The sequence below is a fragment of the Tenggerimyces flavus genome, from assembly GCF_016907715.1.
Lineage (GTDB): Bacteria > Actinomycetota > Actinomycetes > Propionibacteriales > Actinopolymorphaceae > Tenggerimyces > Tenggerimyces flavus.
Window position 1 is genome coordinate 8,463,930 of sequence record NZ_JAFBCM010000001.1, and the last position, 21,334, is coordinate 8,485,263.

The window sequence follows — 21,334 nt, forward strand, 5'->3', positions numbered from 1 at the left end:
CCTTCCGCCCCCTCCCCGTTTGAATGAAGGGCACCTTCATTCGAACCTATTGAATGAAGGTGCCCTTCATTCAAACGCGGTGCGGCCGGAACCAGACAGGTAAGTTGCAGAGACCGCTACTGGTTATTACAGTGCCAAGCACCGTGAAGACGATTCGACTCGCCCGATCCCTGCCCGACGCGGTCCAGCTGTTGCTCGTCAACACGTTCGGCATCGCGCTGGGCTTCTACCTCCTCTTTCCCTACCTCGCGATCTACCTCCGCGACAACCTCCAGCTCGCCGCCGCGGTCGTCGGCGCGGTCCTCGGGCTCCGCGTCCTCTGCCAGCAGGGCCTCACGCTCGTCGGAGGTACGCTCGCCGACCGGATCGGGCACCGGCCGATGATCATCGCCGGCTGCGCACTCCGCACGGTCGCGTTCGCGATGTTCGCGGTCTTCGACAATGTCGCTGGCCTGATCGCCGCCTCGATGCTCGTCGGGTTCGCCGGCGCGCTGTTCAGCCCGGCCTCGCGTGCGTACCTCGCCATCGCCGCGGGCGAGAAGCGGCTGGACGCGTTCGCCCTGCAGAACATCGCCATGACGGTCGGCGCCCTAGCCGGCCCGCTGATCGGCAGCGTGCTCGTCGCGATCGACTTCCGCTGGACTGCCGGTGGCTCGGCCGCTGTCTTCGGCATCCTCACGATCTGGCAGCTGTTCAAGCTGCCCGCCCACCACGTCGACAAGGACACCGGCTCGACCCTCGCGTCCTGGCGAGAAGTCCTGCAGAACAAGGCGTTCCTCGGCTTCGCGCTCGCGACCAGCGTGCTGTTCCTGTTCTACAACCAGTTCTATCTCGCGTTGCCGCTCGAGGCGACGCGCGTCACCGGCTGGACCGGCGCGACGAGCGGCGTGTTCATCGTGTCGACGATCGTCACGTTGCTCGCCCAGGTACGGCTGATCCGCTGGCTCAACCGCCGCGCCAGCCCCGGTACGGCTGTCGCGCTCGGGCTGGCGATCATCGGAGTCTCGTTCGTCCCACTGGCGTTGAGCATGGCGTTCATCGGCGACGACCATTCGCTCTGGGCCGCGATCCCGGTCGCGCTCGCCGCGATCGGGCTGACGCTCGGTCTCGACATCGCCCAGCCGTTCACGCAGGAGCTCGTCGTCGGCTTCGCCCGGCCCGCCCTCACCGGCACCTATCTCGGCATGTTCGGCACGGCGTCGGGCATCACCACCGCGCTCGGCAACACCGGCATCGGCGCTGTCGAGGACCTCGGCCGCGGCTGGTCAGTGCCCTGGCTCAGCGCGGCCGGGCTGTTCGTGGTCGCGTTGGGAACGGCGTTCGCCGTCTTCCGCATGCACCGGCGCGGAAAGCTGTCAGGGACGGCGGAAAGCCCGCAGGACGGGCAGAGCGCGACCGCCGAAGTCGAACATGGTGAGGTTGTCGTTCGGGGTCCCGGCCTCTCCGGGAGCCCAGGGGACGCCGGGAACCCAACCGGGCTCCCAGTCGAAGAAACCGAGCCCGCGCCCACGCGGAACTCCTAGCAGGATCTTCCGCAGTCGTTCGAAGAACGCGGCCTGACCCGCCGGCGTGGCGGGGTACGTCGCCTCGTCGGGCAGCGGCTCCGGGCCGGGGTAGAAGTTGCCGAGCGCGTCGCCGTTCGCCCTGGTCCAGGGATAGGCGGTCTCGACCACCACGAGGTCCTTGCGATAGCGCGGTGCGAGGTCGTGCAGGTTGGCCTCGAGGTCGGCGAGCGAGCCGTGCCAGATAGGGTAGTACGACTGGCCGATCAGGTCGAACGGAACGCCGTACTCCTCCATGTGGTCGAAGAACCAGCGCGACGCGCCGTTGTCGCCGCCCTTGTCGATGTGCAGCATGATCTTTGGTCTGCGGCCGCGCGGGGCTCCGGCGAGGGCGCCGGCCGCGCCGGCCTTGAGCAGCGTGGTGAACGCCGGCCACTGCTCCGGCCGGCCGTCGGTCGGGTACAGCTCGCCGACCGGATGCAGCATGCCGTTCGTGATCTCGTTGCCGACCTGGACCATGTCCACCGGCGTGCGTTGTGCGGCGAACGCGGCGACAACGTCCTTGGTGTACTGGCGAATCGTCGCGGCGAGCGTCGGCAGATCCTGGCCCCGCCACGCGACCGGCGTGGGCTGCTTGCCCGGATCCGCCCAGAAGTCGGAGTAGTGCAGGTTGAGCAGGATCTTCAGCCCCGCCCGCTTCGCCCGCCGTCCGAGCGTGAGGGCGGACGCGAGATTGCTGTACCCCGCTGGGGGATTGGTCCACACCCGAAGACGAACGTGCGTCCCACCACGGCGGGCGAGGATCTGTTCGATCGGCCGTACTCGGCCGTCCAGATCGCGCAGCCGGATCCCGAGATCCTCAGTCTGCAAGGTCAATCCGATGTCCGCGCCCCTGACGGAGAGCGCCCTGCCCCCGCCTGCCTGGGCCGGTGCCTGAGCGAGACCGATCGTCGACGCGGTGAGGGCCGAGCCGAGCAAGACTCGTCGAGAGATCGCGCGCATGGAAGTCTCCTCTGTGAGCGGTCACAGACACTGTGCGCCTCGTGGTTGTGCGCAGGCAAGACTTGGCCGACACTGGTCGACGATGAACGCTGTGAACGGTCACACACCGGCGCATCCCAAGTCGAGGGGCGCCGCGCGACGGGCCGCGCGCCGACGGCCGACGATCGACGACGTCGCCGCAGTCGCCGGGGTGTCTCGCGGCACGGTGTCGCGAGCGCTCAACGGCGGCCGGTACGTCAGCCCGTCCTCCCTCGCGGCGGTCGAGCGAGCCGTGCGCGACATCGGCTACACGGTGAACGTCAACGCTCGCAGCCTGGTCACGAACCAGTCCAACACGGTCGCGTTCGTGCTCTCGGAGGCGCCGGAGCACCTGTTCAACGACCCGAACCTCGGCGTACTGCTGCTCGCGTGCACCAAGGCCCTCGCCGACCACGACTTCAGCCTGATCCTGATGATCGCCGAGAGCGCGACCGCGCGGGACCGGACGCTGCGGTACGTCCGCGGCGGGCACGTCGACGGCGTACTGCTGATCTCGACGCACGGCGGCGACCCGATCCTGTCCGCGCTCGAGCACGGCAACGTTCCCGCGGTCGCGTGCGGGCGACCGCTCGACGTCGCGATCCCGTACGTCGCCGCCGACGACCGCGAGGGCGCGCGGCAGCTCACCCGCTACCTGCGCGAGCGGGGCTGCTCGCAGATCGGGACCATCGCGGGACCCCAGGACACCGCCGGCGGCATCGACCGGCTCGCCGGCTTCCGCGACGTGCTCGGGCGGAAGGCGGTCAAGCGCCTCGTCGCGTACGCGCCCGACTTCGGCCACGCGGCCGGCGAGGCGGCGATGACCGAGCTGCTGGAACGAAACCCCCACCTGGACGGGGTCTTCGCCGCCTCCGACCAGCTCGCCTCCGGAGCCTTGGCGACGCTGCGCCGGGCCGGCCGCCGCGTCCCCGACGACGTGGCGGTGGGCGGCTTCGACGACACCAGCGTCGCGGCGACCACCGACCCACCGCTGACCACCGTCCGGCAGCCGCTGGACCAGGTCGCGAAAGAGCTCGTCGAAGTGCTGCTCGGCCTGATCCGCCGCCAGCCGATGTCGTCCCGGGTCCTGCCCACCGAGCTAGTGGTGCGGCACTCCGCCTAGCGTGCTCTCGCGCTCGATCAGCGTGAAGTCCGCGACCACCTGCCGCGCCGGGCGGTCGACGCCGGCGATGCGGTCGGTCAGCAGTTCGAGCGCCGTACGGACGATGCCGGGCTTGTCCGGCGCGATCGTCGACAGCGACGGGGTGCCGAGCCGGGCGGCCTCGATGTCGTCGATGCCGACGACCGCGACGTCCTCGGGTACGCGCAGTCCCCGCGACGTCAGCGCACGAATCACGCCGAGCGCGGCCCGGTCGTTGAACGCGAAGACAGCGTCGATGTCCTTCGCGCGCTCGAGCAGGTCGTCGACCGCCGCGGCCACGGCCTCCGGCGTGTGGTCGCCGACGGGATGCGCGACGAGGGCAGGGTCGAACGGCAACCCGTTCTCGACAAGCCCTCGCTCGTATCCCTCGTTCCGCCGCCCCGGCTCCAACGGTCCGCTCCGCTTTCGCGGCGCACCGACCGCCGCGATCCGCCGCCGGCCGAGACCGACCAGATGCGCGACCGCGGCCTGAGCGGCCGCCCGGCTGTCGATCGCCACGCTGTCGGCGGTCGGCACCCGCCGCTCGCCGAGCAGGACCAGCGGCGTCTTGTCCACGCGCGCCCGAAGGAACGGCGCGGAGATCGACCACGGCTGCAGGATCATCCCGTCGAGCAGCTGGCTGCGAAACCCCTCGGCAACGAGCTTCTCCCGCTCGGGGTCGCCGTCCGTGGCGTCGATCAGCACCGTGAGGTCGCGTGCCGCCGCCTCCTTCACCACCAGGTGGGCGATCTCGGCGAAGTACGGGCTGCTCAGGTTCGGCAGCGCGAGCGCGATCACACCGGTGCGGCCGCGACGCAGGTTGCGGGCGGCGATGTTCGGCCGGTAGTCGAGGTCGGCCATCGCTCGTTCGACCCGGCCCCTGGTCTCGTCGGTGAGATAGCGGTAGCCGTTGAGCACGTTCGAGACCGTCTTGATGGACACGCCAGCCAGCTTCGCGACGTCCTTGATGGTGGCAGGCATGGTTCGTCCCACGTTATAGGTTCAGCCGGGAGAACCGGACGTATTCGAACGATGCGGTCAGCTCGTCGGCACTCTCGATCCCATAGGCGGCGAGGCCGATTCTCGGCGTCGCGCCCGCGGGCAGGACGCGTGCGCCGTGCCAGATCCAGTGCCGGCCGTTCGTACTCGTCGCCGCCCGGTAGCGGTGCTCACCGGTCGCGTCGTCGACCGTGTGCAGCAGCCGCAGCCACATCGTGTCCGCGGTCGGTCCGACCTGCGCACCGCCGGAGACCACGCCGGTCCCCCACGGCAGCTCGGTGCCGAAGTCGACCAGCCGGCTGTGGTTGTGCGCCGCGTACGTGAAGTTGACGTAGTGATCGTCGTTGCCGTACATGACGACGCCGGCCTGCGGCCAGCCGAGCGGCACGCTGTCACCGAACGGGACGGTGACCTTCGTCTCGAGCGCCCAGTCCCCCGCCGGCGCGTCGGTCAACAGCACCGACGCGGAGTCGTCGGGGTTCGGGCGCCGGTCGACGAGGTCCGCGCGTTGAACGGCGAACCGCAGTTGGCCGTTCGCCACGGTCGCGGCCGGCGTACGTTGCCACGACCAGCGCGGTCCGAGCGCGCCCTTGAACTCCTCGTCGAGCTCGCGCAGCGGACGGCCGAGCCGCGGATCGGGCTCCTGATGCGTGACCGGCTGGAACAGCCTCGCCACGGTGACGTCGTCGAACGCGGCACCAGGTGCCTTCGCCGACAGGCCAACGCGCAGCGGGCCGTCGCCAGGCAAGGTCGCATTGACAGTGGCGAGCACGTCGCCGAGACCGGCATCGGAGACCTCGGCGGTGACCTGCCGGCCACGGATCCGTACGTCGAGCTGATGCCAACCCTCGTTGGCGAAACGCGGCGGCAGCGCCACCCGCACCGAGCGATGGCCGCGCTCGAGCACGAAGCCAGCGGCACCGCGCACCATTCCGCGCAGGCGTACGTCGCCCTCGACTCGCCTGTTGGCGAAGAGCGTTCCGCCCAGACTCTCCAGGAATCCGCCGGCCGGCTCGCGCGAGAGAGTCCAGCCGGCACCATCAGCCCACTGCTCGCCGGGCGAAGTGCCGGACTCGAAGCTGTCCGCGATCCACGCGTCGGCCACCGGCGCCGGCAGCGGCCCGTCCTGGATACCGCGGCCCGCGTTCGCCGTCGGCCAGCCGCGGATCCAGTCCAGCCGGCTGATCACGAGCTGCCGGTTGTTCGCGGTCCCCTGGTAGTACGGGCGATAGCGGTCGATCGCATGACTCACCAGCCACTGCTGGCCAGCGAGATCGGCGGTGACCGAGGTGTGTCCGACGCTGACCCAGCGGTTGCCGTTCGGCACCTGGACGGGCGTGCCGCCGCCCTTCTGGTCCAGCACGGACACCCCGTCCCTGCTGAGGAACGGGCCGCGCGGACTCTTCGACCGAGCGACGTGCACCGGGTACGCCGACGCGGCGCCGTTGCAGCAGCCGCCGATGACGGACAGGAACAGGTAGTAGTAGCCGTCGCGGAACACCAGGTCCGCGGCCTCGTACCGATCCGACGGCGTCAGCTGGGTCCGTTCGCCGACCGCCGTCAGCCCGTCCGGCGACAGCTTCACCACGCGGACGCCGCCGTTGACCGAGCCGTAGTAGAGATACCGGTCGCCGTTCGCGGTGGCGATGATGTCGGGGTCGATCACGTTCCGCCAGGCGGTCTGGCCGGGTCGCGGCTCGTACGTCTCCGGGCCTGTGACGTACGCGCCGGAGTCCGTCCACGGACCGGCCGGATGCGGCGCGGTGGCCACCCCGATCGCGCGCCAGTGGGTGTCGGTTCCGACGTTGACCACGTAGGAGTAGTAGAGGACGTACCGGCCACCGAAGTACTCGATGTCCGGCGCCCAGTACATCCGCCGGGCCGCGTCGCCGTACCCGTCGTAGCGGGGCTCGGTCTGCGGGGTGAAGACGTCGCCGACGTACTCCCACGTCGTCAGGTCCCGCGACCGGATGATCTTCATCAGGCGGTACGTGTCGCCGGCCTGCTTCGGGTCGGCGGTGGCGTACGCGTACCAGTAGCCGTCGCGCCCGCGGATGATCGAGGGGTCGGCGAAGTTCGGCGACGCCTCGTCGGCCACCGGGTTGGTGTAGACGGGTTGCTCAGCGGCCACAACTCCCGCGTTCGGCAACAACGCAAGGAGAAGCGCACCTACTACGAGGACCACACGCACGCGCGTCATCGCGATCTCCTACTTGTACTGGTCGAGCGTGTAGTCGGCGCCTGGCTTCCAGTCGGGGAACGCGTAGTCGTCGAGGCTCACCTCGGCGCCCTTCGCCTGCGCGGCCTTGATCGCACGTTCCCGCTCGGCGCTGCTGTCGTCGCTCAGTTTCTTCAACGCGGCTTTGACATCCGGCACGTCTCCGGTGAACGCACCTTGGATGATCGTGCCCAGGTTGGGTTCCACCGGCTTCGTCTCGACCTGGACCTTGGTGATCGCGACGTTCTTCACCACAGGGGTCGGCGCGAGGAAGACGGTGTCGCGGAACCAGCCGATGAGCTTCTTGTACTCCGCATGGGCGGTGGACTTCTCGACCGCGTCGAGGTCACGCGGCGGCTGCGACATCGTGTTGGCGACCTCGACCGAGTAGTCCGGCGTGGTGAAGTAGTCGCTGAGCAGCTTGTTGGCCGCCTCGGCGTGCTTCGACTTCGGCGTGAGCCAGTAGTCACCGCTCTGCGGGCCGTGGTACGTCCGTACCGCGCCGCCGGACGGGGTGAGAATCGGCGCCACGCCGAGGGATTCGGCGAACTGCGGTGCCGCCGACAGCACGACGCCCGGGCACCACGGCCCGTCGAAGTAGTAGCACGCCGCCCCAGCGCTCCAGCGGCCGCGCGCGTCGGTGTCGACCCAGGACTCCGAGCCGGCCATCATCAGCTTGTCTTTCTTCAACGACAGCAGGAAGTCCAGCGAGTCGACGTACGCGTCGTCGTGATACGCGAACTCACCGTTCTTGAACAGCATGCCGGTGTTGCCCTCGAACCCGGCCGCCTGCGCGAGGTAGTTCAGCTGGTCCGCGGTGCGTTCGGTCATGCCGATGTTCCAGGTCCACGGCGCAGCACCGCCGCCCTTCGACTGCACCGCACGCGCGGCGGCGCGGAAGGTGTCGTACGTCGTCGGCGGAGCGGACGGGTCGAGGCCTGCCTGCTCGGCGACCTTGGTGTTGAACCAGGTGACGTTCGTGTAGACGTGGTAGTCGAAGATCGGGAACGAGTAGACCTTCCCGTCGAAGATGTGGATGCCGTCGAGCAGCACGTCCTTCAGGTTGGCCACCGCCTCGCTGCTGAGCTCGAGCGGCGCCATCCACCCCTCGTTGATCAGCTGCGGCGCGGGAACCTGCAAGCCCGCATTGGAATGCACGTCCGGCAGCTGGTTGCTCTGCTTGGCGAGCTGGAGCGCCTGACCGAGCTTCTCCGGGTTGTTGAACGTGTAGTCGACGGGCATGCCGCCCGGCGCCTTCGCGAACTTCTCGAAGATCCGCTTCTTGGCCGGTTGCAGCTGCAGCTGGTGGTCCCACCAGGTCAGCGCGCTCGCGCCGCCCGTACCCGAGCCCGATCCCGAGTCGCCACCGCAGGCGGCGGCACCGAGAGCGAGCGCACCGGCGGCGCCGGCGGCCTGGAGGAAGCGACGACGGCTGAACGTGTTCATGCCTCACCTCGGCGTGTGTGTAGGTCTGTTGCGTGATCGGTCACCAGAACGCCTCCCTCGGCGCGGAGCGGTCCTCGGTGCCCACGAGAACGTCGAGCAGTCGCTCGTAGAGCGCGATCCGCACGGCCGCGTGGGCGGGATCGCTCCAGAGGTTGGTGAGCTCGTCGGGATCGACGGCGAGGTCGTACAGCTCACCGGTGCGATCCCGTTGGGTCGCCGGAACACCGTGGTGCACGACGAGCTTCCAGTGGTCGTGCCGCAGCATCGTCGTGTGGACGGGCGGATCGTACGGATGCCCGCTGTCGCGGTACTCGCACAACGACCAGTCGCGCTCCCACTCCGACGTCCCGGTCAGCATCGCGAGCAGGCTCGCGCCCTGATGAGCTGGCGACGGCGGCAAACCAGCGGCCTCGAGCATCGTCGGAGCGAGGTCGATCCACTGCACGAGCTCGCGTTTGCGCTGCCCTGCTGGAACGACCGCCGGCCAGCGGACCAGCAACGGGACCCGCACCGCGAACTCGTACATCATCGGGCCCTTGAGCATGAGCTGGTGGTCGCCGAGCATCTCGCCGTGGTCGCTGGTGAAGACGACGATCGTGTCGTCGGCCAGCCCTTCCTCGTCGAGGGCGGCGAGGATGCGGCCGACCTCGTCGTCGACGAGGCTTACCATCGCGTAGTACGCCGCCCTGGTCTCCGCGAGCTCGGTAGCGGTGTACTCCGCGTAGCCTTTCGCGTGCCCCGCATAGGACTTCCGCGACGCGTCGGTGTAGATCGGCGGCTTGCTCGCCAGCTCGTCCGGGGTCGTCCGCGGCGGCGCCAGGCTCGAGGCGTCGTACCGGTCGAGGTACTCCTTCGGGGCGCCGAAGCCGTGGTGCGGGTCGAAGAAGTTCGCGATGAAGCAGAACGGCTTGTCCCGTTCGCGACTCGCCCGCAGGTAGTCGATCGTCTCCTCGCCGATCCAGTGGCTGTAGTGCCCTTCGGTCGGCATCGAGTCGAACGTGACGTCGGACTCCGGATCGAGCGCCGCCTCGTACAGCGCGGGACGGCTCGCTTTCAGCCAACGGTGGTAGGCGTTCTCCGACGATCCCGGGTACGGGTCGTGCGCCCAGCGGAACACCCGGAACCCGTCGTCCAGCCGCGGCTCGGTCCGGCCGCCGAAGCAGGCGGCGAGATGGAGCTTGCCGACCAACCCGCAGTCGTACCCTGCGTCGGCCAGGTCGCGCGTGAACAGCCGCTCGTGCCGCGGCAGCGCGACGCCGTTCGCCCACAGCCCATGGGAGTGTACGTACCGGCCGGTCATCAGGCTGGCCCGCGACGGACCGCAGACCGGGCTCTGCACGTAGCAGTTCTCGAAGAGCGTGCCCTCCGAGGCGAGCCGGTCCAGGTGCGGCGTGTCGATCTCGGGGTTGCCGTACGCCGCGAGCGCGTTGAACCGTTGCTGGTCGGTGCAGATCAGCAGGATGTTCGGCCGGTCGGTCATTGCTTGATCGCTCCTGCCAGTCCTTTGACGAAATGCCGTTGCAGTACGACGAAGAGGATCACGACCGGCAGCAGCGAGAGCGTCGCGGCCGCGGCCATGCCGGACCAGTCGGTGGTGTTCTCGCCGACGAACGCCTGCATGCCGACGCTCAACGTGCGCAGGTCCGGCCGCGAGAATGTGAACACCAGCGGGAGAAAGAACGCGTTCCACGTCGACAGGAACGTGAGCAACGTCGCGGTCGCCGTCACCGGCATCGCGAGCGGCAGCATGATCCGGAAGAAGATCGTGAAGAAGCCGGCGCCGTCGACGACCGCCGACTCCTCGAGCTCCTTGGGGATCTGCCGGAAGTAGCCCCAGTACAACAGGATCATCGCGACGTGCCCGCCACCTGTCAGCGCGAGGATCACACCGGTCAACGAGTTGAGCAGACCCAGCTGCTGCGAGATCTCGACGACGGGGATGATCGTGTAGCCGGTCGGAACGAACAGCGTGGCAACGAGAACGACGACGACCACCTTGCGGCCGGCGAAGTCGTAGCGGCCGATCGCGTATCCGGCCATCGCGCACCGGATCACCACCAGCGCGACCGTCACCACAGTGACGACGACGGTGTTCCACATGTAGCGGCTGAAGTCGGCGTCCACCCAGGCTCGGGTGTAGTTCTCCCACAACAGCGTGTCGGGCAGCAGGTTCAAGCCCGAGCCGAAGATCTCCAGCGGGTCCTTGAGCGACGCCGACACCATCCACAGGAACGGGTAGATCCACAGCAGCACGCCGCCGAGCAGCACCAGCGTGACGATCCACCAGGGCAGCCGGCGGAGGAGCCAGGAGCCGGACCGGCGGTTGCGCCGGGGCCGCGCTTGCTCGGTCGTCGGTCGCGGCGCGGTCGTGGTGGCGGTCACCGTTCGACCCTCGCCCTCTGCACGGCGCGGACGCCGAGCAGCTGCAGCAGCCCGACGACGCAGACGAACATGCCGAACAGCACGGCGGCCGCGGACGCGTACCCCAGTTGCGGAATCGTCGCCGTGAACGCCCACCGGTAGATGTAGATCTCCATGACCTCGGTGGAGTAGAACGGCCCACCGCCGGTCATCGTCTGCATCAGGTCGAAGATCTTCAGAGCCGACTCGATCGACAGCAGCGCGATGATGACCGCGAAAGGCTTCAGCAGCGGCAACGTGATCCGCCGGAGCAGCTGCCACGCGCCGGCCCCGTCGATCCGCGCGGCCTCGTAGACCTCCTCGGGAACGGTCTGCAACGCGGCCAGCCAGTAGATCATCGTGATGCCGAACCATTTCCACACGTACACACCGGCGACCGTCCAGAGCGCGGCCGACGAGTCACCGAGGAAGTTCACGCCCTGGTCGAGCAGCCCGATCTTCACCAGCAGCTGGTTGATCGGCCCGCTCGCGGGGTCGAAGACGAACTGCATGACGACGCCGACGATCGCGGTCGTCGTGACGACGGGGAGGAAGAACGCGGTGCGGAAGAACGTCGCGAACGGGAGCTTCGGCGAGTTCAGCAGGATCGCCAGCAGCAGCGTCAGAACGACCTTCGCCGGAACGACGACCACCACGAACAGCACGGTGATCCAGAACGCGTTCCAGAACAGGTGATCGCCGAAGACCTCCTGGTAGTTCCGCAATCCCACAAAGGTCTTGGTGGCCTCGAACCCGTTCCACTCGACGAGTGAGTACCAGTAGCTCGCGACGATCGGATAGACCGTGTAGACGCCGTACACGACGACGGTCGGCGTCAATAGCAGCCATACCCATAGCTGCGTCCTGCGTGGCGCGGCGACAACCGACATAGCCGAACTCGACCTCGGGGGGATCTGGGAGGTGCCCTGGTGGTCGGTAGTATTACGTTGTATTCAACGTTATACAAGATTCGGCGAACGGCCAGAATTGGTCGACCTCAGCGACGGAGCAGCAGCGCCCCGACCCCGCCGAGCAGGGCCACGCCGGCGCCCGCGACGAGGGCGGCGTTCACGCCGGCGGACAGGTCGTTCGACGGCCCAGCGACCGCCGCGACCAGCGCCACGACCGCCGCGACGCCGAGCGAGGACCCGACATACCGCGCGGTCTGGTTGATGCCCGAGCCCGTTCCCGCCCGCTCCGGCGGCACGCTCTCGATCGCCAGCCGCGCCAGCGCCGCGTTGACCAGCCCGCTTCCGATCCCGGCCACGACGAAGCCCGCGGTCGCGTGCAGCCAGGACCAGCGCTCGACGAAGCCGAGCAGGATCAGGTTGCCCACCGCGGCGAACAGCAGGCCGACCGCCAGCTGGTGCCGCCCACCCAACGGCAGCCGGTGCGCGAAGAACGACGTGAGGAACGACGCGCCGGACCAGATCAGCACGACCGCCGCGGTGATCATCGGCGTCTGGCCGAGCGCGAGCTGCATGACCGTGGGCACGTAGCTCATCACGCCGATGATCGCGAGCCCGGTCGTGAGCGCGCCGAGCGTCGCCGCCAGGAACAGCGGCCGCCTGAACAGCCTCAGGTCCAGCAGCGGATGGAGCGCTCGCCGTTCGACGAGCACGAACGTGCCGAGCAGGACGGCCGCCGCGAGCAGACCGGCGAGCACGGTCGGCCGCGTCCACCCGAGTCGGCCCTCGGTGACCGCGAACAGCAGCGCGCCCACGCCGAGCGCGAACACCACCGTCCCGCGGACGTCGAACCTCGGCCTGACGGCGGCGCGCGACTCGCTCAGGACTAGTGCGCCGGCGAAGACGACGAGCGCCGAGCCGGCCGCGAAGAACCAGTACGCGCCGCGCCAGCTCCCCCACTCGGCGAACAGCCCGCCGACCCACGGCCCGAGCGCGATGCCGGCGCCGATCATCGCGCCCCACATGCCGGTGGCGCGCACACGCGCCGGGCCGGACGGGTACGCGACACCGATCAGCCCGAGCGAGGCGGTCAGCACCGCCGCGCTCGCGACACCCTGCAGGATCCGGCCGAGCACGAATGTGCCGGGATCGTTCGCCACCGCGCTCACCACACTCGAGAACGCCAGCACGACGGCCCCGATCACGAACATCCGGCGCCGCCCGTACGCGTCGGCCAGGTTGCCCGTGACCAGCAGCAGCGCCGAGAGGCCGAATGCGATCCCGTTCAGGATCCAGGTCCGGCCGAGCACGCCGGCGTCGACGCCGGCCGCGATCGCCGGCATGGTCGCGAGCGGCGCGACGTAGTTCATCAGCACGAGCAGCGTGGCGGCGCTCGTCACCGCGAGCGTCGTGGATCGCTTCGCGGTGGTCTCGACCGCGGTCGCGGGCTCCATGAGTTCGGTCACTGAACCGAGGTACTCGAGTTGGTTCGTTCATTGAACCCGCTGAGGTAAAGTGTTGGTTATGGCGCTCGGCAAGGACTACCCCGACCAGGACTGCTCGCTCGCCCGGGCACTGGAGCTGCTCGGCGAGCGGTGGACGATGCTCATCGTTCGCGACGCGTTCTACGGCGTGCGGCGCTACAACGACTTCCTCGTCCACCTCGACGTCCCGCGGGCCGTGCTCGCGGAGCGGTTGACCGCGTTGACGAACGCGGGTGTGCTCGCCAGGCACCGCTACCAGGAGGCTCCGCCGCGCGACGAGTACGTGCTGACGGAGATGGGCCTCGGGCTGTGGCCCACGCTGCACTCGCTTGCCCGCTGGGGCGACCGGCATCTGGGCAGCGAGAAGGGGCCGAAACGCCTGTTCGTCCACGTCGGCTGCGACACCAGGCTGGACGCGCTCGCTCAGTGCCCGACGTGCGGGCAGGTCGACCCCGCGGAGGTCGAGATGCGCCCGGGTCCGGGCGCCGATCCGTTCCGTACCGACCGGGTCAGCGTGGCGCTCCGACAGCCGCACCGGATGCTGGAGCCGGTGCTCGCGTGAGCTCGCCACGCAGCCAGGGTGCCCAGCCGCCCTTGCCGTCCGGGACCTCGCCGACGTAGCGGACCTTGTCGTCGCCGTCCGGCTCGCGGGTGACGCGTGCCGGTCCGACGAGGACGAGCGCGGGGCCGTGGAAGTCGCCGCGGTACTGGGAGTTCGCCGCGTCGTACGGGCCGAGGCTGCTGAAGAAATGCGTCCGGAACCCGCACGCGACCGGGTCGAAGTCGAAGAACTCGTATCCCGCGTCGATCACCGTCGCGCCGCCGACGTCGAACGCGCCGGCCCAGTGGTGGACGAGGAAGAAGCCGCCGGGCAGCCAGGCGAACGTCTCCGTTCCCGACACCGTGCCGGCCGGCCCTTCGAGCGTGCCCACCGACCGCCACGTGCCGACCAGGAACTCCAGCCGCCGCAGCGCGCCGCTCGGACGCGGCATCGTGAACTCTCGGTCGTCGGCCATGCAGCCATCGTCGATCTGCCGGACTGGCTGGGCATCCGTGCGGGCCACGTGTCCACCACGGGGCGGCCACGTGCCCCGCGAGCCGGGCATGATGTGGCGGTGAGCGCACCCGGTCCCACCGAGGTCTCCGAACGCGAGGCGGAGGTCCTCGCCGCGCTCGGCGCCGGGTTGTCGAACGCGCAGATCGCCGGTCGGCTGCACATTTCGGTACGTACGGTCGAGGGCCATGTCTCGTCGCTGCTGCGCAAGTACGGCGTTGCAGACCGCCGCGAGCTCGGTGCGCTCGCTTCGACCACCACCGCGTCGGTCCCGGCGCCGGGGCACGTCGTGGGGGTGCCGCAGTCGCGGACGACGTTCGTCGGCCGGGCTCAGGATCTCGATGACGTTCTCGCCGCGCTGGCGTCGCACCAACTCGTGACGCTCGTCGGCGCTGGTGGGGTCGGGAAGACCCGGCTCGCGGCGGCGGTCGCGGAGGCTGCGGCGTCCTTGTTTCCGTTCGGTGGGGCATTCGTCGACCTCGTCCCGGTCCGCGACGAGTTCCTGCCCGAGGCCGTCGCCGCGGCACTCGGCGTCACCGAACGCGGCCAGCGGCCGCTCGTCGACGCGATCGTCGACCGGCTCAGCCGCGGCCGATCCCTGCTGGTACTGGACAACTGCGAGCACCTCGTCGACGCCGCGGCCGCGTTCGTCGACCGGGTGCTGACCGCGTGCCCGTCGGCCGTAGTGCTGGCGACGAGCCGCGAACGCCTCGGGCTGCCGGGCGAACGGGCTCTACCGCTCGCGCCGCTGCCGCTGGGGTCGGACGCGGAGGCTCTGTTCGAGGACCGGGCGCGCGCTGCTGATCCCGCGTTCGCGCCGGACCCTGGTGTCGTCGCCGACCTGTGCTCGCGGCTGGACGGGATGCCGCTGGCGATCGAGCTCGCCGCGGCTCGGTCGGCGTCGCTCGGCGCGACCGGGCTGCTGACCGGGCTCGGCGACTACCTGCGGCTGCTCGCGGGCGGGCGCGGGCCGGTCGTACGGCACCGTTCGCTGCGCGGCGTGCTCGACTGGAGCCACGAGCTGCTGTCCGCAGACGAGCAGGCGATGTTCCGCCGGCTCGCTGTCTTCGTGGGTCCGTTCGACCTGGCCGCGGCTGCCTCGATCGCGACGGACGGGGACGCGGTGGCGGCGGCCGATGTGCTCGGGCGGCTCGTCGACAAGAGCCTCGTGACCCATCGGGCTGGGAGCTGGCGGCTACTGGAGACGATCCGCGCGTATGCCGGCGAGTGCCTCGACGCCAGTGGCGAGCGGGCTGACATCGTTCGGCTTCATCTCGCCTGGGCGACGGAGGCGGCCGCGTCGTTCACCGGGCCGAGCAGCCAATGGCGGGACGCGTTCGACCTGGTGGCGACCGACCTGCGCGCCGCGCTCGCGTCGGCGCCGTCGGGTGCGCATGCCCTGGCGCGGGACCTGGGGCGGCTGACGTTCGCGCGGCAGTTCCTGATGGAGGCGCTCGGGCACTTCCGGGAGGCGGCCGAACGCGCGCCGGATCGACGCGCAGCGTTCCAGGACCTCGCGGCGGCCGCGGAGACCGCGCAGCTGCTGAACGACTCGGGGCTGGCGTTCGAGCTGCAGCTCGCCGCGGCTTCCGACGCTCCCGACGACAACGCGCGGGCGCTCGCGTTGGCTCGTGCGGTCGAGCTGGCCTGCCGGTATCCGGCGACGTTCCGCGAGGAGATCCCGCTCGATCGGCTGCGCTCGCTGCTCGCGTCGGCGAAACCGTCGGACGACCCGATGGTCGCCGCCCGGATCGCCGTCGCGTCAGCGTGGGCCGCGGGACCCGCGCCGCTGACGCCGGACGCCGCGCTCGCCGAGGTGGCGGTCGAGGCCGCGAAGGCGAGCGGGGATCCGGTGCTGATCAGCGCCGGCCTGGACGCCGTACGGACGGCCGCGCTGACCGCCGGCCGGGCACGGGACGCGCACCGGATCACGACCCAGCGGCTCACGTTGCTGGCGACGATGAGCTCGGAGGACCCGACGGCCGCGCCGGAGATCGAGGACACACTGGCGCTGGCCTGCAGCGACGCGGTGGCGGCCGGGGACCTGCCGGCGGCGCTGTCGGTCGCCCGGCTGATTCTGTCCGACGATCCGCGCGCCGAGCACGACTACCTGACGACGAGCAAGGTGATCCCGGCGTACGTGCTCGTCGGCGAGCTGGACCTCGCGCTGCGGCTCGCCTCGTCCGCCTGGGACGGCTGGCAGCGGGCAGGGCGGCCGCTCGCGTTCTGGCTGCAGACCACGGTGCACTTCGTCGCGCTGGCCTGCGGGCTGCGGGGCGATCGTGCGGGCGTGACGTTGTGGCGTACGCGGGCGGCCGAGGTCGCGGGGATCCCGAACGTCTTCCAGGTCCGGCTGTCGCCGTTGGGCGCGTTCGTCGACGCGCGGGTGGCGGTCGAGTTGCGCGACTACACCGACGCCGCCGCGCTCGTGGCCCGGGCGGACGCGCAGCTGACGCAGGGCAGGTACCTCTCGTACGCCCGCTCCGCCGCGGCGGAGCTGGCCGTCGTCGCGTCGCTTCCGGACGCCGCCGCGTTGCTGGCCGCCGCGCGGCCGGCGGGCGAGGAGAACGACTGGGCCGCCGCCTGCCTCACCCGCGCCGAGGGCCGGCTGCACGACGACCGCGCGTTGCTCGAGTCGTCGCTCGCGCAGTGGGAACGCCTCGGCGCGACGTTCGAACACGCCTGCACACTGCGGCTGCTCGCCTGAACCCGTCGGCAGGTGGCGCGTACGTGCCGGACAGGTGGTCCGTACGCGTGCGCGGCACCCCGCGGCGCGAGCACGCTGTCCCCATGGTCCAGATGAAACTCGAACTCGTACTGCTTCCGGTCACCGACGTGGACAAGGCGAAGGCCTTCTACGTCGAGCAGGTCGGCTTCGGCGTGGACGTCGACGTCGACCGCGACGGCATGCGGATCGTGCAGCTCACGCCGCCCGGCTCGGCCTGCTCGATCACGCTCAGCAAGGGCATCCCCGAGATCGACGCGCTGCCGCCGGGCTCGGTGAAGTCCACACACCTGCTCGTCCTCGACGTCGCCGAAGCTCGCGCCGAGCTGATCTCACGCGGCGTCGACGTCGGCGAGATCGAGGAGCACGACGGCGGCTCGATCAAGTACGCGTACTTCGCCGATCCCGACGGCAACACCTGGGCACTGCAGGAGATGGCCTGGCGCATGGGCGACGCCTTCTAGAGAGGAACTCCAGAGATGGCACTGGTAGTCACCGAGCTGACGATGTCGCTCGACGGTTACATCGCGTACGAGTCCGGTCACGTGGGGCCACTGTTCGACTGGTACGGCAACGGCGACGTCGAGGTGGTCAGCGGCGACGGCAAACGGACGTTCCACATGTCAGAGGTGAGCGCGGAGCACGTACGCCGCGGCGACAAGGAGACCGGCGCGTACGTGATCGGCCGGAAGCTGTTCGACTTCACCCAAGGCTGGGGCGGCGTGAGCCCGTCCGGGCCGCACGTGCCGGTCTTCGTGGTCACGCACTCCCAGCCGGACGGCTGGCCGCGCCCGGAGGCGAACTTCACGATCGTGCTCGACGGCATCGAGAGCGCGATCGCCCAGGCCAGGGAGGCGGCCGGCGAGAAGGTCGTCGGCGTCGCCGGGCCGAATCTCGTGCAGCAGTGCCTGAATCTCGGGCTGCTCGACGAGGTGCGGATCGACCTCGTACCCGTGATCCTGGGCGGCGGCATCCCGTTCTTCGCGAACCTCAAGGACGTCCCGGTCATCCTCGACGGCCCGACGCTCACCGAGGGCACCGGCGTCACGCATTTGCGGTACACCGTCGATTCGACTCGTCGAAGAAGCCCCAAGAGAACACCGTGAAGCAGTCCACCGGCGGTGGCGTGCGGCGAAACTGAGCGAGCCGGATCGACCATGTTTGGTGCGCCGGTAGGTCGGCCTTTGAGGTTGGCGGGATAGCCTCACGTTCGTGGACACGTTGTTCGCGCCGCCTGGAGAACGCTGGCAAGCGGTGTCGCCGAAGCTGCGTACGTTGCGCCGTCTGCTGCTGGTCTCGTGGCTTGGCGTGCTCGGGCTCGCCAGCTCGATCGTGCTGATCGTGCTGGTCGCGTGGTGGATCGGCGTGCTGCTGCTGGTCGTGGTCGGCGCCGTACTCCTCTGGGGCTGGTGGCTCATCGGCCGGAACTGGCAGTCGTGGGGCTACGCCGAACGCGAGGACGACCTGCTCGTCACGCACGGCGTGATGTTCAAGACGCTGGTGGTCGTTCCGTACGGCCGCATGCAGTTCGTCGACGTGACCGCGGGGCCGTTGGACCGCAAGTTCGGCATCGCGAAGCTGCAGCTGCACACGGCGACACCGGCGAGCGACGCGGAGATCCCCGGGCTGACGCCCGAGGAAGCCGCGCAGCTTCGCGACCGGCTCGCGGCGCTCGGAGAGGCCAGGGCGGCCGGCCTGTGACCGAGTCCCCCGAAACCGCGCCGGCCCAGATGCGGGAGGACCTCTCCGTCGCGCCGGACGCCGACCTGACCGCCGCGGTCACCGAGCTGCGCCGGCTGCATCCGGCAACGCCGTTGCTGCGGGGCTGGAAGTTCTTCGCGGTCGCGGTGGCGGTGCTCGGGCAGGAAGCGGTCCGGAACCTCAACTTCAAGCTCTTCCTGCTGCAGCTCGGCGGGGCGTTGGTCATCGGCCTCGTGCTCGGGTTGTTCTCGTGGTGGTTCACGAAGTACCGCATCGACGGGGAGAACCTGAACGTCGAGAGCGGCTTCCTGTTCCGCCGGTCGCGGCGGATCCGGATCGACCGGCTGCAGGCGGTCGACATCGTCCGGCCGGTGCTGGCACGCATGTTGGGGTTGGCGGAGCTGCGCCTGGAGGTCGCGGGCGGTGGCCGTACGGAGGCGCCGCTGGCGTACCTGACCGAGCCGGACGCGCACCGGCTGCGGGCGGAGCTGCTCGCCCGGGCAGCCGGGTTGGACGCGTCGACGCCGGAGGCTCCGGAGTCGCAGCTGGTGACCGTACCGCCCGGGCCGTTGCTGGCCTCGACGCTGCTGTCGGCGCCGTTTCTCGTTGCCTCGTTGGGCATTGTCGCCGTGTTGGTCTTCTCCCTGATCATGCAGGAGATCGTGGGCTTCGCGTTCCTGATCCCGTGGGTATTGGGCGGGATCGGCGTGATCTGGCGGCAGTTCGTGTCGGAGTACGGGTTTACGGTGTCGGAGTCGCCGGACGGGCTGCGGATCCGTAAGGGCTTGCTCGACACCCGTTCGCAGACGGTGCCGCCGGGTCGCGTGCAGGGTGTGGAGATCGAGCAGCAGCTGTTGTGGCGGACGAAGGGCTGGGTGAAGCTGTCCGTCGACGTGGCCGGGTACGGCGGCGGTACGGGTGAGGAGTCGTCGAACGCCTCGACGCTGTTGCCCGTCGCGCCCTGGCCGGTCGCGCGCTCTTTGCTGCAGCGGATCCTGCCCGGCGTGGACGTGGACGCGATCCCGCGTACGGTCGCGCCGCGGTCTGCCCGGTGGCTGCGGCCGATCGGGTGGCGCAACCTCAAGCACGGGTACGACGAGGCGGTCTTCGTCACCGACGCGGGCTGGCTGACGCGGCGTACGGCCGTCGTACCGCACCCGAAGATGCAGAGCGTGCGGATCAAGCAGGGGCCACTCCAGCGCCGGCTCGGGTTGGCGAACGTGCATGTGGACACGCCTGTCGGCCCGGTGAACGCGGTCGCGCTGCACCGGGACGCCTCTCTTGCGCGGGAGCTGGCGCAGGGACAGGCTGAGCGGTCGCGGCACGCGCGCCGGTCCGCTGGGCCGGAGCGCTGGATGCAGTCCGCGCCGCCTGCTGACTCTGCTGCCGACTCTGCTGACTCGCCTGCCGAGAAGGACTCAGCCCAGCTCGACGGGTAGCTCGATCCCCTTCGCCTGGACTAGCCAGGAGAAGCCGCCGAGCCCGTTCGGGTCCAGCAGCGTGCCGACCTCGCCCGCTCTCGCCAGCGCCTTCAGGTAGGCGGCCGGGTCTGCCGTCGCCAGCTCCAGCGGCGGGCGCCCGCCGTCGAGGCCGAGGGCGGTGAGCGCCTCGCGTTGGGTGGTGAGCAGCGTCCTCGTCGCCCCTGCCCGTACGCCTGCCGCCGCGACCGCGTCCATCGCGACCCAGGCCGTGAGGTCGCACGAACCGTCCGGCACCGGCGACACCATCCGCCCATCGCGGTAGGCGGCGAGCGTCGGCTCCTTTGGGCGCGCCGCACGGACGTGCCCGTAGTCGATCGCCACCGCGACGCCGCGCTCGAGCCGCCCGACCACCGACTCCCACGCCTCGTCGCGGGGGTGGCCGACCTCGACACCGCCCCACTCCGCCAACCAGACGTTATCCCGGAGCGAGGGTTCGGCGCCGGGACGTTCCACACCCCTGTGGGAAACCTCGACGAGGCGGCCGTTTTCCACAACGTCGAGCGGAACGTTGTCCAGCCACTCGTTCGCGACGACCATGGCTTGTATCGCTGTGGGCATGGTCGGGACCCACTCGATCCGTTCCGACAGCTCCAGCGGTCGTTCTCGGATCTCCACCGCGACGAGAGTGAGCTCAGAGTCCAACGCGGCAAGGGATTCCAGCAGCTCGCCGCGGCCGGCGCCGAGGTCGACGATCGTCCGAAGCCCGGTGAGCCGCGCGAGCTGGAGTACGCCACGAGCGAACGCGCTCGAGATATGCACAGACGTGCGGAAGTGATCGACCGGAGCCGCCGTGCGGTAGAAGCCGGCCGGCCCGTACAGCGCGTCCGTCATCGCCTCACGCCAGGTCCGCCAGCTCACCACGCGCACTGTATTGCGCTAACTAGATTGCGCGAAGTCGATCATGAGGCTGCTCTGCCGCACCCGGCCGACGACGTCCACATTCGCTGAGGGATCGGGCTTCGCGCCATAGATATCGTGATATCTTGCTAGCCATGAGCAAGGGAAGCGGAACGAAGAACATGCTGCTGCGACTCGACCCGGAGCTCGCCGAACGCCTACAGACCGTCGCCGACGTCGAGGGCCGAACGGTCTCCGACGTAGCCCGCGAAGCGATCGCCCGCTTGGTCGAGGAACGCCGTAACGACACGTCGTTCGCCGAGCTCCTGGACCAGAACCTTGCCCGCCATGAGGAATCACTACGCAAGCTCCGGGAGGACGACTGATGCGGGCCCTCGACCTGGCCGATCTGCTCGCG

General features: G+C 69.8%; 18 protein-coding genes and 1 pseudogene. 9 read left to right on the forward strand and 10 right to left on the reverse strand.

What is annotated here, in order from left to right; all coding sequences use genetic code 11:
* Positions 1 to 53: 53 nt before the first annotated feature.
* Positions 54 to 1,211: pseudogene (locus tag JOD67_RS39450) on the forward strand (MFS transporter); the annotation flags it as partial.
* Between the two features lie 144 nt (positions 1,212 to 1,355).
* Here the strand turns inward: JOD67_RS39450 and JOD67_RS39455 are convergent.
* Complete coding sequence (locus JOD67_RS39455) at positions 1,356 to 2,504, reverse strand: glycoside hydrolase family 53 protein (RefSeq protein ID WP_205122758.1); 1,149 nt, start codon at positions 2,502 to 2,504, stop codon at positions 1,356 to 1,358.
* Positions 2,505 to 2,586: 82 nt separating this feature from the next.
* Here JOD67_RS39455 and JOD67_RS39460 point away from each other — a divergent pair, with 82 nt between their 5' ends.
* Positions 2,587 to 3,645, forward strand: coding sequence for a LacI family DNA-binding transcriptional regulator (locus JOD67_RS39460; RefSeq protein ID WP_205122759.1), 1,059 nt, complete (start codon positions 2,587 to 2,589; stop codon positions 3,643 to 3,645).
* On the opposite strand, the gene JOD67_RS39465 is transcribed toward JOD67_RS39460, so the two are convergent.
* The 7 genes from JOD67_RS39465 to JOD67_RS39495 all read right to left on the reverse strand — a co-directional run bounded on the left by JOD67_RS39465 (position 3,622) and on the right by JOD67_RS39495 (position 13,100).
* A complete protein-coding gene (locus tag JOD67_RS39465; protein WP_205122760.1) occupies positions 3,622 to 4,644 on the reverse strand; it encodes a LacI family DNA-binding transcriptional regulator in 1,023 nt (340 codons plus the stop codon). The two genes, JOD67_RS39460 and JOD67_RS39465, sit on opposite strands and share 24 nt — an antisense overlap.
* 13 nt (positions 4,645 to 4,657) lie before the next feature.
* On the reverse strand, positions 4,658 to 6,862 hold the full coding sequence (locus tag JOD67_RS39470; protein WP_205122761.1) for a family 43 glycosylhydrolase: 2,205 nt from the start codon (positions 6,860 to 6,862) through the stop codon (positions 4,658 to 4,660).
* 9 nt (positions 6,863 to 6,871) lie between these two features.
* The gene (locus JOD67_RS39475; protein ID WP_205122762.1) at positions 6,872 to 8,326 is read right to left on the reverse strand and encodes an ABC transporter substrate-binding protein; all 1,455 of its coding nucleotides are present in this window, start codon (positions 8,324 to 8,326) and stop codon (positions 6,872 to 6,874) included.
* A gap of 40 nt (positions 8,327 to 8,366) precedes the next feature.
* Positions 8,367 to 9,806, reverse strand: coding sequence for a sulfatase-like hydrolase/transferase (locus tag JOD67_RS39480; RefSeq protein ID WP_205122763.1), 1,440 nt, complete (start codon positions 9,804 to 9,806; stop codon positions 8,367 to 8,369).
* Entirely contained in the window at positions 9,803 to 10,708 is a 906-nt protein-coding gene (locus JOD67_RS39485; RefSeq protein ID WP_307782716.1) for a carbohydrate ABC transporter permease, read from the reverse strand. Before JOD67_RS39485 ends, JOD67_RS39480 begins: the two co-directional genes overlap by 4 nt.
* On the reverse strand, positions 10,705 to 11,616 hold the full coding sequence (locus JOD67_RS39490; RefSeq protein WP_205122764.1) for a carbohydrate ABC transporter permease: 912 nt from the start codon (positions 11,614 to 11,616) through the stop codon (positions 10,705 to 10,707). The genes JOD67_RS39485 and JOD67_RS39490 overlap by 4 nt, the downstream gene beginning before the upstream one ends.
* Before the next feature lie 107 nt (positions 11,617 to 11,723).
* Positions 11,724 to 13,100, reverse strand: a complete 1,377-nt coding sequence (locus JOD67_RS39495; RefSeq protein ID WP_205122765.1) for an MFS transporter — start codon at positions 13,098 to 13,100, stop codon at positions 11,724 to 11,726.
* Between the two features lie 58 nt (positions 13,101 to 13,158).
* Here JOD67_RS39495 and JOD67_RS39500 point away from each other — a divergent pair, with 58 nt between their 5' ends.
* On the forward strand, positions 13,159 to 13,680 hold the full coding sequence (locus tag JOD67_RS39500) for a winged helix-turn-helix transcriptional regulator (protein ID WP_205122766.1): 522 nt from the start codon (positions 13,159 to 13,161) through the stop codon (positions 13,678 to 13,680).
* Here JOD67_RS39500 and JOD67_RS40930 read toward each other — a convergent pair.
* Positions 13,628 to 14,134 (reverse strand): hypothetical protein, encoded by a 507-nt coding sequence (locus JOD67_RS40930; protein ID WP_239554263.1) that lies wholly within the window; start codon positions 14,132 to 14,134, stop codon positions 13,628 to 13,630. The genes JOD67_RS39500 and JOD67_RS40930 overlap by 53 nt on opposite strands.
* A 99-nt stretch (positions 14,135 to 14,233) precedes the next feature.
* On the opposite strand from JOD67_RS40930, the gene JOD67_RS39510 reads away from it, so the two are divergent.
* From JOD67_RS39510 to JOD67_RS39530, 5 genes are all read left to right on the forward strand, one after another.
* Positions 14,234 to 16,879: an ATP-binding protein gene (locus tag JOD67_RS39510; RefSeq protein ID WP_307782717.1), complete on the forward strand. Its 2,646-nt coding sequence runs from the start codon at positions 14,234 to 14,236 to the stop codon at positions 16,877 to 16,879.
* A gap of 83 nt (positions 16,880 to 16,962) precedes the next feature.
* Positions 16,963 to 17,361 (forward strand): VOC family protein, encoded by a 399-nt coding sequence (locus tag JOD67_RS39515; protein ID WP_239554264.1) that lies wholly within the window; start codon positions 16,963 to 16,965, stop codon positions 17,359 to 17,361.
* A 15-nt stretch (positions 17,362 to 17,376) separates the two neighbouring features.
* Entirely contained in the window at positions 17,377 to 18,003 is a 627-nt protein-coding gene (locus tag JOD67_RS39520; protein WP_205122769.1) for a dihydrofolate reductase family protein, read from the forward strand.
* 106 nt (positions 18,004 to 18,109) lie between these two features.
* Positions 18,110 to 18,598 carry a PH domain-containing protein gene (locus JOD67_RS39525; protein ID WP_307782718.1) on the forward strand — a complete coding sequence of 163 codons (489 nt, stop codon included), beginning with the start codon at positions 18,110 to 18,112 and terminating at the stop codon, positions 18,596 to 18,598.
* Positions 18,595 to 20,037, forward strand: coding sequence for a PH domain-containing protein (locus JOD67_RS39530; RefSeq protein ID WP_205122770.1), 1,443 nt, complete (start codon positions 18,595 to 18,597; stop codon positions 20,035 to 20,037). The genes JOD67_RS39525 and JOD67_RS39530 overlap by 4 nt, the downstream gene beginning before the upstream one ends.
* Here JOD67_RS39530 and JOD67_RS39535 read toward each other — a convergent pair.
* On the reverse strand, positions 20,017 to 20,937 hold the full coding sequence (locus JOD67_RS39535) for an SAM-dependent methyltransferase (RefSeq protein ID WP_307782719.1): 921 nt from the start codon (positions 20,935 to 20,937) through the stop codon (positions 20,017 to 20,019). The genes JOD67_RS39530 and JOD67_RS39535 overlap by 21 nt on opposite strands.
* Positions 20,938 to 21,071: 134 nt before the next feature.
* On the opposite strand from JOD67_RS39535, the gene JOD67_RS39540 reads away from it, so the two are divergent.
* Positions 21,072 to 21,302, forward strand: coding sequence for a ribbon-helix-helix domain-containing protein (locus JOD67_RS39540; RefSeq protein WP_205122771.1), 231 nt, complete (start codon positions 21,072 to 21,074; stop codon positions 21,300 to 21,302).
* The last annotated feature ends 32 nt before the right edge of the window (positions 21,303 to 21,334 follow it).